Source organism: Janthinobacterium sp. YR213, assembly GCF_900099875.1.
GTDB lineage: Bacteria > Pseudomonadota > Gammaproteobacteria > Burkholderiales > Burkholderiaceae_D > Janthinobacterium > Janthinobacterium lividum.
The window spans coordinates 294,467-313,648 of sequence record NZ_FNDA01000002.1; the positions used below are offsets into that span (position 1 = coordinate 294,467).

Sequence of the window (19,182 nt, forward strand, 5' to 3'; positions counted from 1 at the left end):
ATACATTTGCTACCACTTCGGGCTGGCAGGCGCTCTGTCGCTGCGCCACCCTGGTGCGCATCGCTCGAACAGGCAAGCGGCATGGTGCCGCGCCTTCGTATAGCATTATCTTTACTCGGTTGTCATGGTAATTCTGAACTGGACCTGGTGGCGTCATCCTGGCCCCCTGCGCTGCTCCGCGCGCGGTGCTTGCCGCCGCCCTCTCCGCTGGGAGTGGCTATTGCTGCTCCTGGGCGTGCTGTGTATCGAGGCGCGGGCGCAGGTGCCGGGGGAGCTGGAACGCCAGGTCAAGGCCGGGTATCTGTACAAGTTTGCCGGCTATGTCGAATGGCCCGACGGCAGCTTTGCCCGGCCCGACTCTCCGCTGGTGATCGGCGTGGCGGGCGCCGATGCGCTGGCCGAGCAGCTCGAACAGAGCGTGGCCGGGCATAGCGTCAACGGCCGCGCCGTGCAGGTGAAAAAAGTACGGCGCGGCGAAGCGCTGGCCGGGCTGCACGTGCTGTACCTGGGGGCGCTGGATAAAATGGCGCTGCAGGAGATGCTGGCCGCCAGCCGTGGCCTGGCGTTGCTGACGGTATCCGATTCGGATGAGGTCTACGCGATGGGCAGCATGATCAATTTTGTGATGGCCGAAGACAAGGTGCGCTTCGACGTGGCCCTGAAACCCGTGGCGCAGGCGCATATCCGCATCAGCGCGCGCATGCTGCTGGCCGCCTACCGCGTGCAGACGGGAGGCGCCTAGATGATACGACTGCGTTCCATCCGCCACAAGCTGATGTCGGTGGTCTTGCTGACCACCCTGGTGGCGCTCGTCATTTCGCTGGGCACCATCGTCGTCTACGACTTGCGCGCCTACCACCGCAACCTGGTGGCCGACATCAGTACCCAGGCCGAGCTGCTGGGGCACATGAGTTCGGCCGCGCTGGCCTTCGACGACGAACGCCTGGCGCTGGAAAACCTCAACCTGATGCGCATCCGCCCGCGCGTGACGGCCGGCGCCCTGTACAAGGCGGACGGCAGCCTGTTTGCCAGCTACCGTGCGAACCAGCATGTGGGCGAGCTGCCTGCGAAGGCGGGCAAGGAAGGCGAAAGCATCCAGGGCAGTTCGGTGGAATTGTTCAAGCCTATCGTCGACAATGGCGAACTGCTGGGTACCGTGTATTTGCGCGCCGATTACGAGCTGGCCGGCCGCACGGCCGATTACCTGGCCATCGCCCTGAGCGTGACGGTGCTGGCGCTGCTGGTGGCCTTGCTGCTGCTGCGCCGCCTCGATTTCGTCATCACGCAACCCATCCTCGATATCGCCGACGTGGCGCGTGAAGTGATCGAGACGGGCGACTATTCGCGCCGCGCGCGCAAGCTCAGCGTCGACGAAGTGGCGCAGCTGGTCGATTCCTTCAACAAGATGCTGGCCGAGATCGAGCTGCGCACGCAGGCGCTGGAGCGCTCGAACGGCGAGCTGGCCAGCGAAGGCGAACAGCGCACCGAGGCGCAGCAGGAAGTCATGCGCCTGAACCAGGAACTGGAAGTGCGCGTGCACGAGCGCACGATGCAGCTGGAAATGACGAATGGCGAACTGGCCATGGCGATGGAAGAGGCGCGCAGCGCCAACTATGCCAAGTCGGCGTTCCTGTCGTCGATGAGCCATGAATTGCGCACGCCGCTCAACGCCATCCTGGGCTTTGCGCAAATCCTCAGTTCCGACCGCCTGCCGTCGACCCTGGAGCAAAAGAAGGAATTTGCCGGGCATATCCTGAAATCGGGGCGCCACCTGCTGACCTTGATCAATGAAATCCTCGACCTGGCCAAGGTGGAATCGGGCACGGTCAGCCTGTCGCTCGAACCCGTGGGCCTGGACGCCATCTTGCAGGAATGCCGCGACATGATCGCGCCGCTGGCCAGCCAGCGCGGCATCGGCATGACCTTTCCCGACACCTGCCCCCTGAACGTGCTGGCCGACCGCACGCGTCTCAAGCAGATTCTGTTGAACCTGCTGTCGAATGCGCTCAAGTACAACCGCGAGCAGGGGCAGGTGGCCATCGATTGCGCGCCGCAGGCGGGCGGCCGGGTGCGCATCAGCGTGCGCGACACGGGCGTGGGCCTCGACGGCGAACAGGTGGCGCTGCTGTTCCAGCCCTTCAACCGGCTGGGACAGGAAGGCGGCACGGAAGAAGGCAGCGGCATCGGCCTGGTGGTCACCAAGCGCCTGGTGGAGCTGATGGATGGCAGCATTGGCGTGACCAGCGCGCCCGGCGAGGGCAGCACGTTCTGGATCGAACTGCGCGTGGTCGATGCCTTGCCCGCGCCTGCGCCCCCGGCCTTGCCGCGGCCGGACCTGGCCGGGGCGCTGCTCGAACACAGCGCCCCCGTGACCTTGCTGTACGTGGAAGACAATCCCGCCAACCTGACCCTGGTCGAGGAAATCGTGCGCTACTGCCCGCAATTGCAACTGCTGACGGCAACGGATGGCCGCCTGGGCGTGGATATGGCGCGCACGCATTTGCCGCAGCTGATCCTGATGGACATCAACCTGCCGAACGTGAATGGCACGGATGCGCTGAAACTGCTGCGCGCCGATCCGCGCACGGCGCACATCCCCGTCATCGCCCTGACGGCCAACGCCATGCCGGGCGACGTGGAGCGCAGCATGGCGCTGGGCTTTTACCGCTATCTGACCAAGCCGATCAACCTCGATGAATTTACCGAGGCGATCAACAGCACCCTGGCCTACGTGGCGCAGCAGCGCCGGCAGAAGGGAACGGGCGCGCCATGATCAGCCAGGCCGATATCTATGCGGCGAAAATTCTCATCGTCGACGACCAGGAAGTCAATCTGCGCCTGCTCGAGCATTTGCTGCAAAGCGGCGGCTACACGGCCATCACCAGCACCCTCGACGCGCGCGCCGTGGCCGGCCTGCACCAGCGCCACCAGTTCGACCTGATCATCCTCGACCTGGTGATGCCGGGCATGAGCGGCTACGACGTGATGGATGCCTTGCGCCCGCTGGAACTGGAAGGCTATTTGCCCGTGCTGGTGATCGCCGCCGACCCGGACGCCAAGCTGGCGGCGCTGGAAGCGGGGGCGCGCGACTTCATCAGCAAGCCGTTTGACGCGCTCGAAGTGCTCACGCGCATCCGCAACATGCTCGAAGTGCGGCTGCTGCACCGCGCCGCGCGCCACTACAATACCCTGCTCGAACGCACGGTGGGCCAGCGCACGGCGGAACTGCAGCGCTTTCGCGGCGCCATGGACGCCACCACCGACGCCATCTTCCTCGTCGACGTGCTGGGCATGACCCTGGTCGACGTCAACGATGGCGCATGCCGCCTGCTCGGCTATGCGCGCGCCGAACTGCTGGCGCTGGCGCCCGGCACCTTGCTGCCGTCGCCGCCGGCCCCGCCGCTGGCCGCGCTGCCGGGCGGCCCGGCCCACCTGGCCACGGAAGTGACGGAATGCGAACTGGTGCGGCGCGACCTGAGCCTGGTGCCCGTGGAACTGGGCTGGCACTGGTATGCGCAGGCGCCCGTGGCGGGCGGACAGGGCTCGGGCGGCTTGCTGCTGATCGCCGTGGCGCGCGACATCAGCGAACGGCGCCAGGCGCAGGAGCGCCTGAAGCACCTGGCCCATTACGATGGCTTGACGGGGCTGCCGAACCGCAGCCTGTTTTACCAGACCCTGGCCCAGGCCGTCGAGCTGGCGCAGGAAAAAAGCTGGCGCATCGTGGTGCTGTTCATCGCGCTCGACCGTTTTAAAAGCATCAACGACACCCTGGGCGCGGCGCTGGGCGACGAACTGCTGCGCCAGTTCAGCAACCGCCTGGTCGAATGCGTGCGCCTGCGCGACACCGTGGGACGCCTGGGCAACGACGAATTCGCGCTGATACTCACCATGAGCCGCAACCAGCAGGAAGCCGTGGCCGTGGCGAACCAGGTGCGCGAAGCCTTGCGCGCGCCGTTCGACTTGCGCGGCCACGCGGCCACCCTGACGGCCAGCATCGGCATCGCCATGTACCCGGACGACGCCACCGACCCGGAAACCCTCATCAAATACGCGAATACGGCCATGGGCGGCGCCAAGCAGGCGGGCCGCGACGGCTACCGCTTTTTCACGGCCGGCATGAACGTGCAGGTGCTGGCGCGCCTGGACCTGGAACTGGCGCTGCGCCATGCGCTCGAACACGAGCAGTTCATCCTGTACTACCAGCCCAAGGTGGATTTGCGCACGGGCCGCATCAGCGGCGTGGAAGCGCTGCTGCGCTGGCGCCGTCCCGGCTACGGCCTGGTGGCGCCGGCCGAATTCGTGCCGGTGCTGGAAGACACGGGCCTGATCGTGCGCGTCGGCGCCTGGGTGATCCAGGCGGCCTGCCGCCAGATCGCCGAGTGGCGCGACAGCGAAGTGGGGCCCGTGCACGTGGCCGTGAATGTGTCGAGCCGCCAGTTTGCCGAAGGCGACCTGGAAGGCGAAGTGACGCGCGCGCTGGCGCAGCATGGCGTGGCGCCGGAATTACTGGAACTGGAACTGACGGAAACGGCGCTGATGTCGAACGCCGAGCGCACCATCGTCGTGCTGGGCAAGCTGAAGAAAATCGGCGTGAAGGTGGCCATCGACGATTTCGGCACCGGTTACTCGAGCCTCGCGTATCTGCAGCGCTTCCCCATCGACAAGCTGAAAATCGACATCGCCTTCGTGCGCAACATCACCAGCAATCCGAACGACGCGGCCATCGCGCTGGCCATCGTCAGCATGGCGCACAGCCTGAAACTGAGCGTGGTGGCCGAGGGCGTGGAATCGCGCCCGCAGCTGGAATACCTGCGGCGCAACCGCTGCGATGAAATCCAGGGTTTTTATTTCAGCCGCGCCCTGCCGGCGCTGGAACTGGGGCAGATGATCGTTGCCGGCGCCGGCCTGCCGCCGGGCCACGACCCGGCCGCGCAGCCCGCGCAAACCCTGCTCATCGTCGACGACGACGTCAACGTGCTGTCGTCCCTGCACCGTTTGTTCCGTCCCGAAGGCTACCAGATTCTCACGGCCAGCACGCCGGCCGAAGGGTTTGAAATGCTGGCCCTGCACAGGGTGCACGTGATCGTCTGCGACCAGCGCATGCCCAGCATGAGCGGCACGGAATTCCTCAGTAAAGTAAAAGAGCTGTACCCGGAAACCATCCGCATCATCCTGTCCGGCTACACGGGCCTCGAAGCCGTGCTCGACTCGATCAACCGGGGCGCCATCTACCGTTTCTATACGAAACCGTGGGACGACACCCAGCTGCGCGACAACATCCGCCTGGCCTTCCAGCACTACTGGATGGTGAACCAGCCGGGGCTGGCGCGGATGGCGGTGCGCTGATTCGGCGGATTCCTTATTTTTATTCGCTGAAGTGGTCGAAAGAATTCAGCGCCAAATCGAGCGGCTGCCCGGCCGCATCCACCAGCCGCAAGCCCGCCTGCGCCTCGATGCTGCCCACGCGGGTGACGGGCGTGCCGCAGCTTGCCGCCAGGGCGGCGATGGCGTCGCGCGAGGAAGCCGGCGCCGTGAAGCACAGTTCATAGTCGTCGCCGCCGGCGGCCGTGTAGCGGCGGCGCACGATGGTTGCCTGTTGCGCCAGCACGGGGCCGGCCGGCAGGGCGTCGACGTCGAGCGTGGCGCCCACCTGCGACGCTTTCAATATGTGGCCGAGGTCGCCCACCAGGCCGTCCGAGATGTCGATGGCCGCATGCGCGAGGCCCGCTTCGGCCAGCGCGCAACCGAGCGCCACGCGCGGCGTCGGCGTGTGCATGCGCGCGCTTGCTGTCAGCAGGTCGGATGGCGCCAGTTCCTGCTCCATGCGGTAGCCGGCCAGCGCCAGGCGCGCATCGCCCAGGGTGCCGCTGACCCAGATATCGTCGCCCGCCACGGCCGCGCTGCGGCGCAGGGCCTGGCCCGGCGCCAGTTCGCCAAACACGGTGATGCAGATATTCAAAGGGCCCTTGGTGGTGTCGCCGCCGATCAATTCGCAGCCGAATGCGTCTGCCAGCGCAAACAAGCCTTCGGCAAAGCCGGCCAGCCAGGCGCGCTCGGCTTGCGGCAGGGCCAGGGCCAGGGTAAAGGCTACGGGACGCGCGCCCATGGCGGCCAGGTCGGACAGGTTCACGGCCAGGCTTTTGTGGCCGAGCATGCGTGCGTCGGCGCCGGCAAAGAAGTGCCGGTCCTCGACCAGCATGTCCGACGAGATGGCGATCTGCTTGCCGGCGCCGGGCGTAATCAGCGCGCAATCGTCGCCGATGCCCAGGGTGGCGCGGCCGGGACGCTGGCGCACGAAATATTGTTTGATCAGGTCGAATTCGGAAAGCGCGTCGTGTGGGGCCATGGCGTGGTCTGTTCGTTGAATGATGGTGTGGCCCGGCTATTATAGGCTGGCCTACAATACAGGCCTTTGCCACCGCCGATCTTGCCCCTATGCCCTTCCACGATATCCACGCCCTGATGCAATCCTATCTTGACGATGGCTGGCTGCGCGAGCCGCAGACCGTCGGCCTGGCCACGTTCACGGCGCCGGAACTGCTGGCGCGCGGATTTTACGAGCTGTGCGATGGCGGCCAGCTGTGCCTGTATGAGGATGAGCGCTGGTTCCGCCGCGCCAGCCGGGCCGTGCAAACATCGTTCAAGGTGTATCTGCAAGGCGGCCGCTTGCATGCGAATGGATTGGAACTCGGTTATCAAGTACGCCTGGCCAGCGTGCTGCGCGCGGTGCGGCGGCCCTTGCCGCCGTATCGCCTGCTGCTGGAGACAGGGGCGTGCAGCGGTGCGCTGCTGTTCGACAGCGGCCTGGTGCTGCAGTTCGCGACCAACCTGCATGGCGCGCCCCGCCATTATTTCCTGACCCTTGTCGAGGGGCAGTTGCCCGATCCCGGTGCGGGCGAACTCGACCTGCGCGCCGCCAGCGAGGGCCACGTCCAGGCCCTGTATGGACACTGTGCGCCGGAAGAATTGCAGCGCAAAGCCCGGCGCGGCCATGCGGCGCTGCGCGAGCTGGCGCGCCTGCTTTCCTAAACTTAAACTTTCTTCGCCTGCGCCATGCCGTGCAGCAGCTTGGCCAGCAACTGGTCGAGCTGGCGCTGCTCGTCCGAATTCAAAGCCGAGAGCATGGCGCGCTCGTTCTCCACGTGCAGCAGCACCAGCTTTTCAATCAGTTCCAATCCCCTTTGTGTCAGGGCCACCAGCACGCCGCGCCGGTCCGTCGGATGCTTCTGGCGTTCGATCAGGCCGGCCGCTTCCAGCCGGTCGATGCGGTTGGTCATGCCGCCCGAGGACAGCATGGCCGCTTCGTACAGGGCCGTCGGCATCAGGCTGTAGGGCGCGCCCGAGCGGCGCAAGGTCGCCAGCACGTCGAATTCGCCCGGTTGCAAGCCGTGTTCGGCGAACAGCGGATTGAGCCAGTCGCGCGCCATCAGCTGCGCCACCGTGCCCAGCTGGCCCACCAGTTGCATGGCACTGGTATCCATCTGCGGCAGTTCGCGCTGCCATTGTGCTGCGGCAAATTGTGCGCGCGTGTGTTCTTGCGGGGTATCTGTCATGGGTATCCTTGTATCTTGGAATCATCTATCTCGACCTCAAGATAGATTTCTATCTTTATGTTAAGATACTTTTCATCGAGTCATATTCTGATGACGCATTAAACCATGTGCCTCCCAGCGAGGCAAGGACTATCCCATGCCCTCCGCACGACCTGCCGCTCCCCTTTCTTCTTCAATGTCTTCGGCCCTGCTGGTGGCCGCCATCATCCTGCTGGGCCTGAATCTGCGGCCCATCCTGGCGGCCATCGGCCCCTTGCTTGACAGTATCCAGGCCAGCACGGGCATCAGCAATGCCGACGCGGGCTTGCTGACCACCGTGCCCGTGTTCGCCATGGGCGTGTGCGCGCTGGCGGGCGCGCAGCTGCAGCGCCGGCTGGGCGTGGCGCGCGGCATCGGTCTCGGCATCGCCATCATCGCTGCCGCCTGCGGGCTGCGCTGGCCCTTGCATGGCAGCGGCGGCCTGATCGCCACGGCGGCCTTGGGCGGCCTGGGTATCGCGCTGGTGCAGGCGCTGCTGCCGGCCTTCATCAAGCGCCATTTCCCCGAGCGGGCAGGCCAGCTGATGGGCTTTTATACGACGGGCATCATGGGCGGCGCGGCCATTGCAGCCGCGTCCGCTTCACCGTTGGCGCAAAGCTGGGGCTGGAATGCGCTGCTGGCCCTGTGGGCGCTGCCTGCCGTGGCCGCCGCGCTGCTGTGGCGCCGCGCATCGGCCGCGCGCGTGGACGTGTCCGGCGGCGCGGGCGCCAGCCTGCCCGTGAGCAGTGGCCGTGCCTGGCTGCTGATGGTGTTCTTTGGCATCGGCACGGGTGCGTACACCCTGGTGCTGGCCTGGCTGCCGCCGTTCTATACGGAGCTGGGTTGGAGCGCGGCTGACAGCGGCTTGCTGCTCGGCGGCCTGACCCTGGTGGAAGTGCTGGCGGGGCTGGTGATTTCCAGCATCATCCACCGCTTCCCGGACCGCCGCATCCTGTTGCTGGCCGTATTGTTGTCCGTGCTGGCCGGCCTGGCTTGCCTGATCGTGGCGCCCGCGCAACTGGCGCTGCCCGCCGTGATATTACTGGGCTGCGGCATTGGCTCCCTGTTTCCCCTGTCGCTGATCGTCAGCATGGACCACGTGCGTGACCCGGCCGGCGCCGGCGCACTGCTGGGCTTTGTGCAGGGCGGCGGCTACATCATCGCCAGCAGCATGCCGTTCATCGCCGGCCTGATCCGCCAGCACTCGTCCAGCCTGGCCCAGGCGTGGATGGTGATGGCCGGCGGCGTCGTGCTCCTGCTGCTGATCGCGGTGCGTTTCGCGCCGGGCGGGACGCTGGTCCAGCCGTGCGCCGGCCGCGCATCCTGAGCTGCTATATTGCGCCCACCCGTCAAATCAGGAACCAGCCACGTATGGATATCGTCGACCGCTACCTCGAAGGCGTGCTCAATGCATTGCCACCTGAACCATTCGTGGACCTGGCGATGGCCAGCGGCGCCAGCGCGGCACAACTGGCCAGCTTGCGCCAGACGTATCCGCTATGCCCGGACAGCCTGCTGCGCTTGCTGGGCACGTACAACGGCACCTATTATCAGGAGTATGTCGGCGGCACGGTGCTGGTGTACATGCTGGGCTCGGACGTGTTCGAGTATCCGTATTACCTGAGTTCCGTCGAACAGATCCTGCAGGACGGGCAAGCGAACCAGCGCAGCATCGCCGATATCTATGGCCATTACCTGGAACAGGATCCCGGCATCGTCGACGTCCGCATCGACGCCGGCATCAAGCAGGGCCAGCGTCTGTGTTTTTCGCATTGCATGAACAATGGCGGTTCTTCGCGGCTGTATGTCGATTTCACGCCCACGGCGTCCGGCAAGGTTGGACAGATCGTGCGCTTCCTGCACGACCCCGACAACTACAAGGTCATCGCCGACAGCTTCGACGCTTATCTGCAAATGCTGATCGATGACGACTATGCCTTCCTGATCGAAGAAAATTTTGAATAGTCCAGCCACGCCGCCCTCCCTGCTGCCCGCCAACCGTCGCATCGTGCTGTCCGGCGAGGATGCGCTGCGCATCCTGCGCGAGATCGAATTCCTGCTGCAGTCGCTGCATCACATCGGCCGCCATTATTATCCCGACGGCGACGATGATGGCGCCGATGCCCAGCGCCGCGCGCAGTATTGCGCGGAGACGACGCGTTTCATCGACGCGCAGCAGGCGACGACGCGCCTGGCGCTGATGCGCAGCATTTTGTCCGCGCCGTTCGACAGCAGCCTGGGCGCGGATGACATGGGCGATATCGAGCGCGCCGTCGCCGCGCTGCCGCTGTGGCGCGCCTCCGATGTTCCATCGCAAAAACTAATTGAAATCTAAAATTTGATAGTTTTTCCTGTTCAGGACGTTTGTGCCGCCGGACGGCCTTACAATGCTAGGTTATGCGTTTTCGTGATATCAGACTGTGGCTAGCGGAAAATACCTAGCTAATTGAAAGAATCGGTCTGATAAAATCCGGAACACCCGATCGACCAAACAGGAAGGCAGCACAGCATGGATTCGTCATCTGATAAAAAAGAAGAATTGCGTCAACAATTGCGCTTGGCCGCACTCGAGTATCACGAGTGCCCGCGCCCCGGCAAAATCAGCGTGACGCCGACCAAACAACTGACCAATCAGCGCGACCTGGCACTGGCCTACTCGCCAGGCGTGGCGGCACCGTGCGAAGAAATCGTCATCGATCCGGCGAATGCCTATAAATATACGGCGCGCGGCAACCTGGTGGCCGTCATCACCAACGGCACGGCCGTGCTGGGACTGGGCAATATCGGCCCGCTGGCCGCCAAGCCGGTGATGGAAGGCAAGGGCGTGCTGTTCAAGAAATTCGCCGGCATCGACGTCTTCGACATCGAAATCAACGAGATGGACCCGGACAAGCTGGTCGATATCATCGCTTCGCTGGAACCGACCTTCGGCGGCGTGAACCTGGAAGACATCAAGGCCCCCGAGTGCTTCTACATCGAGCGCCAGCTGCGCGACCGCATGAAGATTCCCGTCTTCCATGACGACCAGCACGGCACCGCCATCATCGTCGGCGCGGCCATCCTGAACGGCTTGAAAGCCGTCGGCAAGAAAATCGAAGACTGCAAACTGGTCGTGTCGGGCGCGGGCGCCGCGGCGCTGGCCTGCCTGGACCTGATCGTCGATCTGGGCTTCCCGCTGAAAAATATCTACGTCACCGACCTGGCCGGCGTCGTCTACAAGGGCCGCACGGAACTGATGGACCCGGACAAGGAACGCTTCGCGCAAGATACGCCGCTGCGCACCCTGGGCGAGATCATCCCGGATGCCGACATTTTCCTCGGCGTCTCCGCCGGCGGGGTGCTGAAACAGGACATGGTGCGCAAGATGGCGCCGAATCCATTGATCCTGGCGCTGGCCAACCCGAACCCGGAAATCCTGCCGGAAGAAGTCAAGGCCGTGCGCAGCGACGCCATCATCGCCACGGGCCGTTCGGACTATCCTAACCAGGTCAACAACGTGCTGTGCTTCCCGTACATCTTCCGCGGCGCCCTCGATTGCGGCGCGACGACGATCACGCGCGAAATGGAAATCGCCGTCGTGCACGCGATCGCCGACCTGGCGCATGCCGAGCAGTCGGACATCGTCGCTACCACCTACGGCATCAGCAACCTGTCGTTCGGTCCTGAATACCTGATCCCGATGCCGTTCGATCCGCGCTTGCTGATCAAGATCGCGCCAGCGGTGGCCAAGGCGGCCGAGGATTCCGGCGTTGCCACGCGTCCGATCAAGGACTTGCAAGCGTACGCGGACAGCCTGCAGCAATTTGTCTACCGCAGCGGCACCTTCATGAAGCCGCTGTTCCTGATGGCCAAATCCACGCCGGCCGAACTCAAACGCATCGTCTACGCCGAAGGCGAAGAAGAGCGCGTGCTGCGCGCCGTGCAAGTGGTGGTCGATGAAAAACTGGCGCGTCCTATCCTGGTCGGCCGTCCTCCCGTGCTCGAAGCGCGCATCCAGAAGTTCGGCCTGCGCCTGAAGCAGGGCGTCGACTTCGACGTCATCAACCCGGACTTCGACGAGCGCTATCGCGATTACTGGAACACGTATTACGCGATGACGAGCCGCAAGGGCGTCACCGAGGAATACGCGAAGCTGGAAATGCGCCGCCGCCACACCCTGATCGGTTCGATGATGATCCACAAGGGCGACGCCGACGGCATGATCTGCGGTACCTTCGGCACCACCCAGCTGCACCTGAAATACATCGACCAGGTGCTGGGCAAGCGCGCCGGCAGCAACGTGTATGCCGCCATGAACGTCCTGATCATGCCGGAACGCCAGCTGGTGATGGTCGACACGCACGTCAATGAAAACCCGGACGCCGAGCAATTGGCCGAGATCACCATCATGGCCGCCGAAGAGATGACCCGTTTCGGCCTGTCGCCACGCGCGGCCCTGCTGTCGCACTCGAACTTCGGTTCCAGCGACAGCGCTTCGGCGCAAAAGATGCGCGCCGCCCTGGCCATCATCAAAGAGCGCGCGCCGGACCTGGAAATCGACGGCGAAATGCACGGCGATACGGCCCTCGACAGCAAGCTGCGTCAAAAAATCATGCCCAATTCGGCACTGAAGAACGACGCCAACCTGCTCGTCATGCCGAACATCGAATCGGCCAACATCGCCTACAACCTGGTGAAGACGGCGGCCGGCAACGGCATCGCCGTGGGTCCGATCCTGCTCGGCTGCGCCAAGCCCGTGCACATCCTGACGCCATCGGCCACCGTGCGCCGCATCGTCAACATGACGGCCTTGTGCGTCGTTGACGCGGTAGCGCAACGCAAAGCCTAAGCTTTTAGCTGCCGCCTGAAAGCCGCGCCATCCGCAAGGAGGCGCGGCTTTTTTTACATGGGCGGCACGGGCAGGGCGGCGGCGGGCGGATGGCGGCGCAGGTAGTAATGGCGGTACAGCATGATCTCGCCCCATACCAGCAGCAGCGCCGCCAGCGCGAACAGGCCCAGCGTGATCTTGAGCGAATTGAAATAGGCGCCGGCTTGCCGTTTGATGGCGTCGATGAAAATCATCGGCACTGACTTGTCGAGTTTGCTGAAGTCGGCATGGCGCGCCACGTCGGTGGTCAGGCGCACGGCCAGATCGGTGCCCAGCGCGGCCAGTTCGCCCGTCGCCTGGCCACGGAAGTTGGCGCCCTTGAGCGCTTCGCCGAGCAGGCCGACCCTGGCGATCAGCTGTTCCTGCAGCACCTGCGTCAGCAGCACGCTGCCGCGGCGCAGAATGAATTCATTGATCCAGCGCGCCTTGCTGCGTTCCCAGTAGCTGCTGGATGTGGGCTGGTAATACATGCCTTGCACGAATGGTTCCAGCAGGCTGCGCACGCTGATGGGCTGGCCCGGGGCGATCAGCTTGACCTGCTGTTCCAGGTAGACGCGCAGCGCCGGCATCTGTGCTTCGACCACGGGCTGCAAGTCGCGCTCGAGGGCCTGGTTGACCACGCGGTGCACGCTGTGCACGGCGCCAAAGCCGGCACCGAGGAGCGGCAGCGCGAGCAGGATCAGCACATAGCTGAGCTTGGCGGCCACATGCCAGGCGCGGGGACGGCGCACCAGCAGGCATTTTCTGGCCAGCTGGTAGCAGATGCCGAGCGCCAGCACGAAGCCGGCCGCGCTGCACAGCAGCATCCACGGCAGGGCGGTCCACAGCAGTTCGCCGCCGAATGGCGCCAGGCTATTGCCCCAATTGACGAGTTGTTGGTTCATGTACATTGCTTTGATATGGATAGACAGGCAAGTATATCCATTGTGCAACGACATGGAGCGCGCTTGGTCTCAGTGCGCCATCAGCACCGGCAAGGTCATCTGGCGCAAGATCGTTTCCGTCACGCCGCCGAGTAAAATTTCGCGGAAGCGCGCGTGGCCGTAGCCGCCCATCACCAGCAGGTCCGCATGCACTTCGGCGGCCATGGCCAGCAGCGCCGCGCCGATGTCGCCCGTGGCGATGGCTGGACGCACTTCGACGGGCACGCCATGGCGGCTCAGGTAGGCGGCGATGTCGGCGCCCGGATGGCGGGCCGGCTGTGCATGGCCGGCCGGCGGGTGCAGCAGGGCCAGCACCACCAGGCGCGCCGTGCGCAAGAGGGGCAGGGCGTGGCCGATGGCGCGCGTCGCTTCCATGCTGCCATCCCAGGCCACCACGACGGTGTTGTCGATCTGCGTGAACTTGCCGCTGCGCGGCACGATCAGCACGGGACGGGCCGCGTTCAGCATCACGTAGGGCACCAGGTCGCTCATGGCGCCGGGCAGCGCTTCGCTGTCGTCGTGCTGGCTCAGCACCGTCAAGTCGCTGTAGCGGGCGCTGACGGCCATGCCGCCATCCTCATCGTCTTCGATCAGGCGCCGTTCCAGCGAGACGGTGCCGGCCTGGCGCGCCAGCGTTTCAAACTGGTCGAGGGCCTGTTCCGCCTGCCCATGCAGGGCGTTGATCTGCGCCGCCACGGCGCTGCCGCGCATGCCGCGGTTGTTTTCCACGTAAAAGCGCGACAGGCCCGTCATGGCGGCGCCGATCAGGTGCGCCTGGTGCGCGTGCGCCAGCCGTGCCGCGATGGCGATGCGCTGCGGCGCATGGCGCGACAGGTCGGCGTGGACGAGGATGGATTTATAGGCCATGTTGTCATTCGCTAGTCAGGATGGCAACAAGGCTAGAACGGCAACACGGGCAAGTCCAGCATTGCCTTGCTGGCGGGCGGTTTTCTTATGCTGGGCTTGATGTGGGTCAAAAAAACACGGGCCATGGCCATCCGCAAGCCCACAGCCAGGAAATGCTGATCCATTTGATGTGCATCAAAATGTTTGGCCCGTCGCCAGCCATAATGGTATTGAACTCCTTGCCTTTCCAGTGGTCTGCATCGGCGCCGGCGCCATCTGTCCGGCACTTCCCTGTGTGACGCAACAACGCTGGCCGTGGCGGGAGTTCATTCTTCAAGCGGGCGCGTGGTGTTCCTCTTTCTCTGCCCAGCGCAGCCGGATGGCGTCGATGGCGGGCAGTTCCTGCACAAACAGCTCGACCAGCCGCGCATCGAAATGGCTGCCTTGTTGCGCTTGCAGATAGCCCACGGCGTCCAGCACCGACCACGCGCGCTTGTACGGGCGCACCGAGGTCAGCGCGTCGAAGACGTCGGCCACGGCGACGATGCGCCCCGCCAGGGGAATCGCTTCGCCCGCCAAGCCGTTCGGGTAGCCGCTGCCATCCCATTTTTCATGGTGCGACAGGGCGATGGCGCGCGCCAGCGCCAGCATGCCGCCTTGCGCATGTTCGCCGATGATGTCGCCGCCGATGCGCGCGTGCGTCTGCATGATGGCCCATTCATCCGCGTCGAGCTTGCCCGGCTTTTGCAGGATGCGGTCGGGGATGCCGATCTTGCCCACGTCGTGCATGGGCGCCGCGTGCAGCAGGTCGTCAGCGGCGGCCTCGTCCATGCCGGCGGCCACGCCCAGCAGGCGCGCGTAATGGCTCATGCGGATCACGTGCAGGCCCGTTTCATTGTCCTTGTATTCGGCTGCCAGGCCCAGGCGCTGGACGATCTGCAGCCGCGTTTCCTTCAGCTCGTCGATGCGGACCAGCGACAGGTGCGTGCGCACGCGGGCGCGCACGATGGCGGGACTGAGCGGCTTGGTGATGTAATCGACGGCGCCCGCTTCAAAACCACTGAGTTCGTCGCGCATGTCGTTCAGGGCCGTGACGAAAATGACGGGAATGGCGGCCGTCAGTGGCGCGGCTTTCAGCTGGCGGCAGGCGTCGTGGCCGCTCATGCCGGGCATCATCACGTCGAGCAGGATCAGGGCCGGGCGTTCCTGCTGCGCCAGTTCCAGTGCCCGCGCGCCATCCTTGGCGAACAGCAGCGCGTAGTCGTTCTGCAATATCTGGCGCAGCAATTGCAAATTGGCCGCCTCGTCGTCGACGACCAGAATCACGGGCCTGGCTGGTGCATTCATGGGGACTCCGGTGCGAAGGCGTGCAGCAAGTCGTGCAGGAGCGACTGTGCCAGAGGGAAATCGAAATCGTCGATGGCATGCCGCAGCGGCGCCAGCGCGTCCGCTTGCGCGCCCATGGCGTGCTGCAACTGTGCTTGCGCCGCGTCATCGAGTTCGCCGCGCCGCAAGGCGTGCAGCAGGGAGCTGGCCGCTTGCCGGGCGGCGGGCGCGTCGAAGGCAGCCGCCGTTGCCGCCGGCAATGCAGTCGGCGCCAGCCGGGCGATGGCGGCCACGGCCGCCGGCCATTGCGTCAGCAGGGCGCCCAGGGTCTCGTCGAGCTGCTGGGCCGTGGCGGAGCCGGGGCTGGCGCAGCACTGCTCCAGCGCCGCCAGGCTGGCGGCCAGCTGCTCCAGGCCGAGATTGGCTGCCACGCCGCGCAGCTGGTGACTCTGCGGCAAGAGCGCCGCGTGATCGCGGGCCTCGATGGCGGCCAGCAGGGCAGGCGGCAAGCGGGGATGCTCGCGTGCGAAACGGGCCAGCGCCGCGTGGTAGGCACTGTCGTTGCCGGCCCAGCGCTGCAGTGCGCCCGCGTGGTGCAGCACCCGTCCGCCAGCGGGCGCCGCCGGTTCGCCGCCATCGTCGCCCGCTTCTGCCGCCAGGCCCAGCACGCGGGCGATTTCCTGCGACAGCGCCTGCCACTCGACGGGCTTGGTGGCGAAACCGTCCATGCCGGCCGCCCGCGCCGCCTTGCGGTGCGCATCGAGCACGCTGGCCGTCATGGCGATCACGGGCACGCGCGGGCGGCCATCGCGCAGGGCGGCGGCACGGATGGCTTGCGTGGCGGCCAGGCCATCCATGCGCGGCATCTGCAAGTCCAGCAGCAGAATGTCGAAGTCGTCCTGCTGCGCCAGCTGCAAGGCTTGCGCGCCATCGCCGGCCGTCACCACCGTATGTCCGCGCTTGCCCAATAGTAAGCTCAGCAGTTCCAGGTTTTGCGGCACGTCGTCGGCGGCCAGCACGCGCAGGGGCGGCAGGCGCACGCTGCGGCGTTCGCTGGCGGGCAGCGCCGCCTGGCGTGCCGGCAGCAAGGGCAGCATGACGTGGAACACGCTGCCGTGCGGCAAGGCGGCATCGGCCCAGATGCGCCCCTGCATCAGGGTCACCAGTTGCCGGCTGATGGTGGTGCCCAGGCCCGTGCCGCCAAAGCGCCGCGTGGTCGAGGCGTCCGCTTGCACGAACGGTTCAAAGATGGCGTCGCGCCGTTCCGCGGGGATGCCGATGCCGCTGTCCTGCACCAGCAGGTGCAGCTGGCCCTCCTCGAAGCGCGCCGCCAGGCTGACGGCGCCGCCGGGCGTGAACTTGATGGCGTTGTCGAGCAGGTTGCCCAGCACTTGCCGCATGCGCAATTCGTCGCCATGCAGCACGGCCGGCAGTTGCGGGTCGTACTGCACCTCCATGCGCAAGCCCTTGGCGCGCGCATGGATGCCATACGTGGAGGCCAGTTCATCGACCAGCGCCAGCAGGCTGTAGTCGCGCAATTCCAGCGCCATGGCACCCTTGTCCAGCTTGGCCGTATCGAGCACTTCGTTGAGCAGGCGCAATAGTGAGCGGCCGGACTGGCGCACGGTATCGAGGTGGCGCCGCTGCTCGGGCGCCAGTGGCGAGTCCAGCAGCACATCCGTGAAACCGAGGATGGAATTCATCGGCGTGCGGATTTCATGGCTCATGTTGGCGACAAAGCTGGCCCGCGTGGCGGCCGCCAGCTCCGCTTTTTCCTTGGCCATGCGCAAGTCTTCCTCCATTTGCCGCCGTTCGCTGATGTCGAGGATGACGCCGTCGACCCAGCGCACGGCGCCTGCCGCATCGTGCACCACGGTGCCCCGCTCCCACAGCCAGCGCGCCGTGCCGTCGGCATGCAGCAGCCGGTATTCAAGCAGGTAGGGCTCACCGCTGGCGACGCTGTGGTTGAAGACATCGATGACGTAGGCGCGCTCTTCGCTGGCGATCAGGCCCGTGATGGTGCGGCGCGGCACGGCGCCGAGAAAGTCGGCGGGCGGATAGCCGGTGACGGCTTCCACGCCATCGCTGATGAACAGCATGGGCTGGTTTTCCGCCGTGGTGCAGCGAAAGGCGATGCCGGGAATATTGCCGATCAGCGAGCGCAACTGCTGCTCGCTTTCGCGCAGGGCGGCCAGCATGGCGCGCCGTTCGCTGATGTCCGTAATGAACAGCACATATAAATCCTGGTCGGCCAGGCGCGCGCTGGCCATCGAACGCTGCACGGCCACGGGGGCGCCATCCTTGCGCAGGTAGACGATTTCCTCGCTGGCGTGGGACGCATCGCCTTCGCCCGTGCGCAGGTAGTACAGCAGGCCGTTCTGTTCCGACTGGCGCACGTCGCTGACCAGCACGCTGACATGGCGGCCGATGATTTCCGCCGAGCGCCAGCCGAGGATGCGCTCGGCGGCACCGTTGAAGTCGACGATGCTGCCGTGGCGGTCGATGGTGATGACGCCGTCGACCGTGCTCGTCAGCAGCGAACGCGTCCAGTGTTCGCTCTGGTTCAGGTGGCGAAACAGTTCGCGGTAGCGCAAGATGCCCACGGCCGAGGCGACCAGGATCGTCAGGGCGATGGTCAGCAGGGTCACGCTGATCACCAGCATGGGCCGGTTGGCATCGGCATCATTGCCTGGGGGAATCGTTCCCACGAAGCGGGCCGCTTGCATGCCCATGTAATGCATCCCGGTAATCGCGCAACCCATGACGCAGGCGCTGATCAGCGTGCGCTGCGCTGCGGCTATGCGGCTGCTCCAGCCGCGCAAGCCGAAGCGTATCCACAGGGCCAGGGTGGCCAGCGCCACGGCAACGACGAGCGAGAGTGCGAACAGCAGTGGTTCGTAGCGCAGCGACAAGCCCATGCGCATGGCGTGCATGCCCGTGTAATGCATGGCGCCGATGCCCAGGCCCACCAGCAAGCCGCTGCGCAGCAGCAGTGGCGCCGTGACGGTGCGCCGGCTGATGGTGGCCAGGGCGACGAACGAGGCCGCCACGCTGGGCACGATGGACAGCAAGGTCAGGCCCGGATCGTAGGCGACGCTGGTGCCCAGCTCGAAGGCCAGCATGCCGATGAAATGCATGGCCCACACGCCGCAGCCCAGGGCCAGGCTGCCGGCCAGCAGGCACAGCAGGTGCAAGCGGCGGCTGATGCTCGCCTGCGCGCGGCTGTACGCCGTCATCTGGAAAGCCATCCACGACGTGAAAATGGCGATCACCAGCGACAGCAGCACCAGTCCCGGCGCATGCACGCCGTGGTGCAGCTGGGCCGGATCGGCGGGAACGTGGAACAGGTGCTGGACGCTGGCAGGTATCATCGTAGGCAAACAGGTGACGCGTTTGGCGCTGGCGTGTGCGCCTGCCGCCACTGCGGGTGATCGATACGGATTACCTTACCAGATTTCAGGAAACAAATATCTTAATTGTAATTATTTTCCCTGTCGTGCAAGCCGTGTCCATGCGGGAAAGTAGGCCGCCCACCTTGCCGTGCCCGTGGAATGGAGGTGCTGGCGAGGAAGTTGCGATCAGGAATTATGTGGTTTTTTTGCAAAGTGCGACGTCGTGCCTGGTGTCATGCTACATTTGCGTCCTGCTT

14 protein-coding genes are annotated in these 19,182 nt (G+C 65.3%); 8 read left to right on the forward strand and 6 right to left on the reverse strand.

Features of this window, described 5'->3' with window-relative positions; translation table 11 throughout:
• The first annotated feature begins 220 nt into the window (after positions 1-220).
• Genes BLT98_RS10545 through BLT98_RS10555 form a run of 3 tightly spaced genes read left to right on the forward strand, consistent with a single transcriptional unit; the run spans position 221 to position 5,346 of the window.
• On the forward strand, positions 221-742 hold the full coding sequence (locus tag BLT98_RS10545; protein WP_170846358.1) for a TOL_0243 family YfiR-like periplasmic protein: 522 nt from the start codon (positions 221-223) through the stop codon (positions 740-742).
• Positions 743-2,773 (forward strand): sensor histidine kinase, YfiR-like protein-associated, encoded by a 2,031-nt coding sequence (locus BLT98_RS10550; protein ID WP_092607490.1) that lies wholly within the window; start codon positions 743-745, stop codon positions 2,771-2,773.
• Positions 2,770-5,346, forward strand: a complete 2,577-nt coding sequence (locus BLT98_RS10555; protein ID WP_092607493.1) for an EAL domain-containing protein — start codon at positions 2,770-2,772, stop codon at positions 5,344-5,346. Before BLT98_RS10550 ends, BLT98_RS10555 begins: the two co-directional genes overlap by 4 nt.
• 19 nt (positions 5,347-5,365) lie before the next feature.
• Here BLT98_RS10555 and thiL read toward each other — a convergent pair whose 3' ends face one another.
• Positions 5,366-6,346: a thiamine-phosphate kinase gene (gene thiL, locus BLT98_RS10560; protein ID WP_092607496.1), complete on the reverse strand. Its 981-nt coding sequence runs from the start codon at positions 6,344-6,346 to the stop codon at positions 5,366-5,368.
• Positions 6,347-6,462: 116 nt separating this feature from the next.
• Here thiL and BLT98_RS10565 point away from each other — a divergent pair, with 116 nt between their 5' ends.
• A complete protein-coding gene (locus BLT98_RS10565) occupies positions 6,463-7,029 on the forward strand; it encodes a hypothetical protein (protein ID WP_139179208.1) in 567 nt (188 codons plus the stop codon).
• Positions 7,030-7,031: 2 nt separating this feature from the next.
• Here the strand turns inward: BLT98_RS10565 and BLT98_RS10570 are convergent, their stop codons facing one another.
• Positions 7,032-7,553, reverse strand: a complete 522-nt coding sequence (locus tag BLT98_RS10570) for a MarR family winged helix-turn-helix transcriptional regulator (protein WP_092607502.1) — start codon at positions 7,551-7,553, stop codon at positions 7,032-7,034.
• A 136-nt stretch (positions 7,554-7,689) separates the two neighbouring features.
• Between BLT98_RS10570 and BLT98_RS10575 the strand changes: the two genes are divergently transcribed.
• From BLT98_RS10575 to BLT98_RS10590, 4 genes are all read left to right on the forward strand, one after another.
• Positions 7,690-8,898 carry an MFS transporter gene (locus BLT98_RS10575; RefSeq protein ID WP_092607505.1) on the forward strand — a complete coding sequence of 403 codons (1,209 nt, stop codon included), beginning with the start codon at positions 7,690-7,692 and terminating at the stop codon, positions 8,896-8,898.
• Between the two features lie 44 nt (positions 8,899-8,942).
• Positions 8,943-9,536, forward strand: coding sequence for an SMI1/KNR4 family protein (locus tag BLT98_RS10580; protein WP_034780545.1), 594 nt, complete (start codon positions 8,943-8,945; stop codon positions 9,534-9,536).
• Positions 9,529-9,906 carry a hypothetical protein gene (locus BLT98_RS10585; RefSeq protein ID WP_211548334.1) on the forward strand — a complete coding sequence of 126 codons (378 nt, stop codon included), beginning with the start codon at positions 9,529-9,531 and terminating at the stop codon, positions 9,904-9,906. Before BLT98_RS10580 ends, BLT98_RS10585 begins: the two co-directional genes overlap by 8 nt.
• 174 nt (positions 9,907-10,080) lie before the next feature.
• On the forward strand, positions 10,081-12,399 hold the full coding sequence (locus BLT98_RS10590) for an NADP-dependent malic enzyme (RefSeq protein ID WP_034780543.1): 2,319 nt from the start codon (positions 10,081-10,083) through the stop codon (positions 12,397-12,399).
• Positions 12,400-12,452: 53 nt separating this feature from the next.
• Here BLT98_RS10590 and BLT98_RS10595 read toward each other — a convergent pair whose 3' ends face one another.
• From BLT98_RS10595 to BLT98_RS10610, 4 genes are all read right to left on the reverse strand, one after another.
• Positions 12,453-13,322: a hypothetical protein gene (locus tag BLT98_RS10595; protein ID WP_139144108.1), complete on the reverse strand. Its 870-nt coding sequence runs from the start codon at positions 13,320-13,322 to the stop codon at positions 12,453-12,455.
• A 69-nt stretch (positions 13,323-13,391) separates the two neighbouring features.
• Entirely contained in the window at positions 13,392-14,228 is an 837-nt protein-coding gene (locus BLT98_RS10600; protein WP_092607508.1) for a universal stress protein, read from the reverse strand.
• Positions 14,229-14,540: 312 nt separating this feature from the next.
• Entirely contained in the window at positions 14,541-15,554 is a 1,014-nt protein-coding gene (locus tag BLT98_RS10605) for a response regulator (RefSeq protein ID WP_092607511.1), read from the reverse strand.
• Positions 15,551-18,904 (reverse strand): MHYT domain-containing protein, encoded by a 3,354-nt coding sequence (locus BLT98_RS10610; protein WP_092608622.1) that lies wholly within the window; start codon positions 18,902-18,904, stop codon positions 15,551-15,553. Before BLT98_RS10610 ends, BLT98_RS10605 begins: the two co-directional genes overlap by 4 nt.
• Between the last annotated feature and the right edge of the window lie 278 nt (positions 18,905-19,182).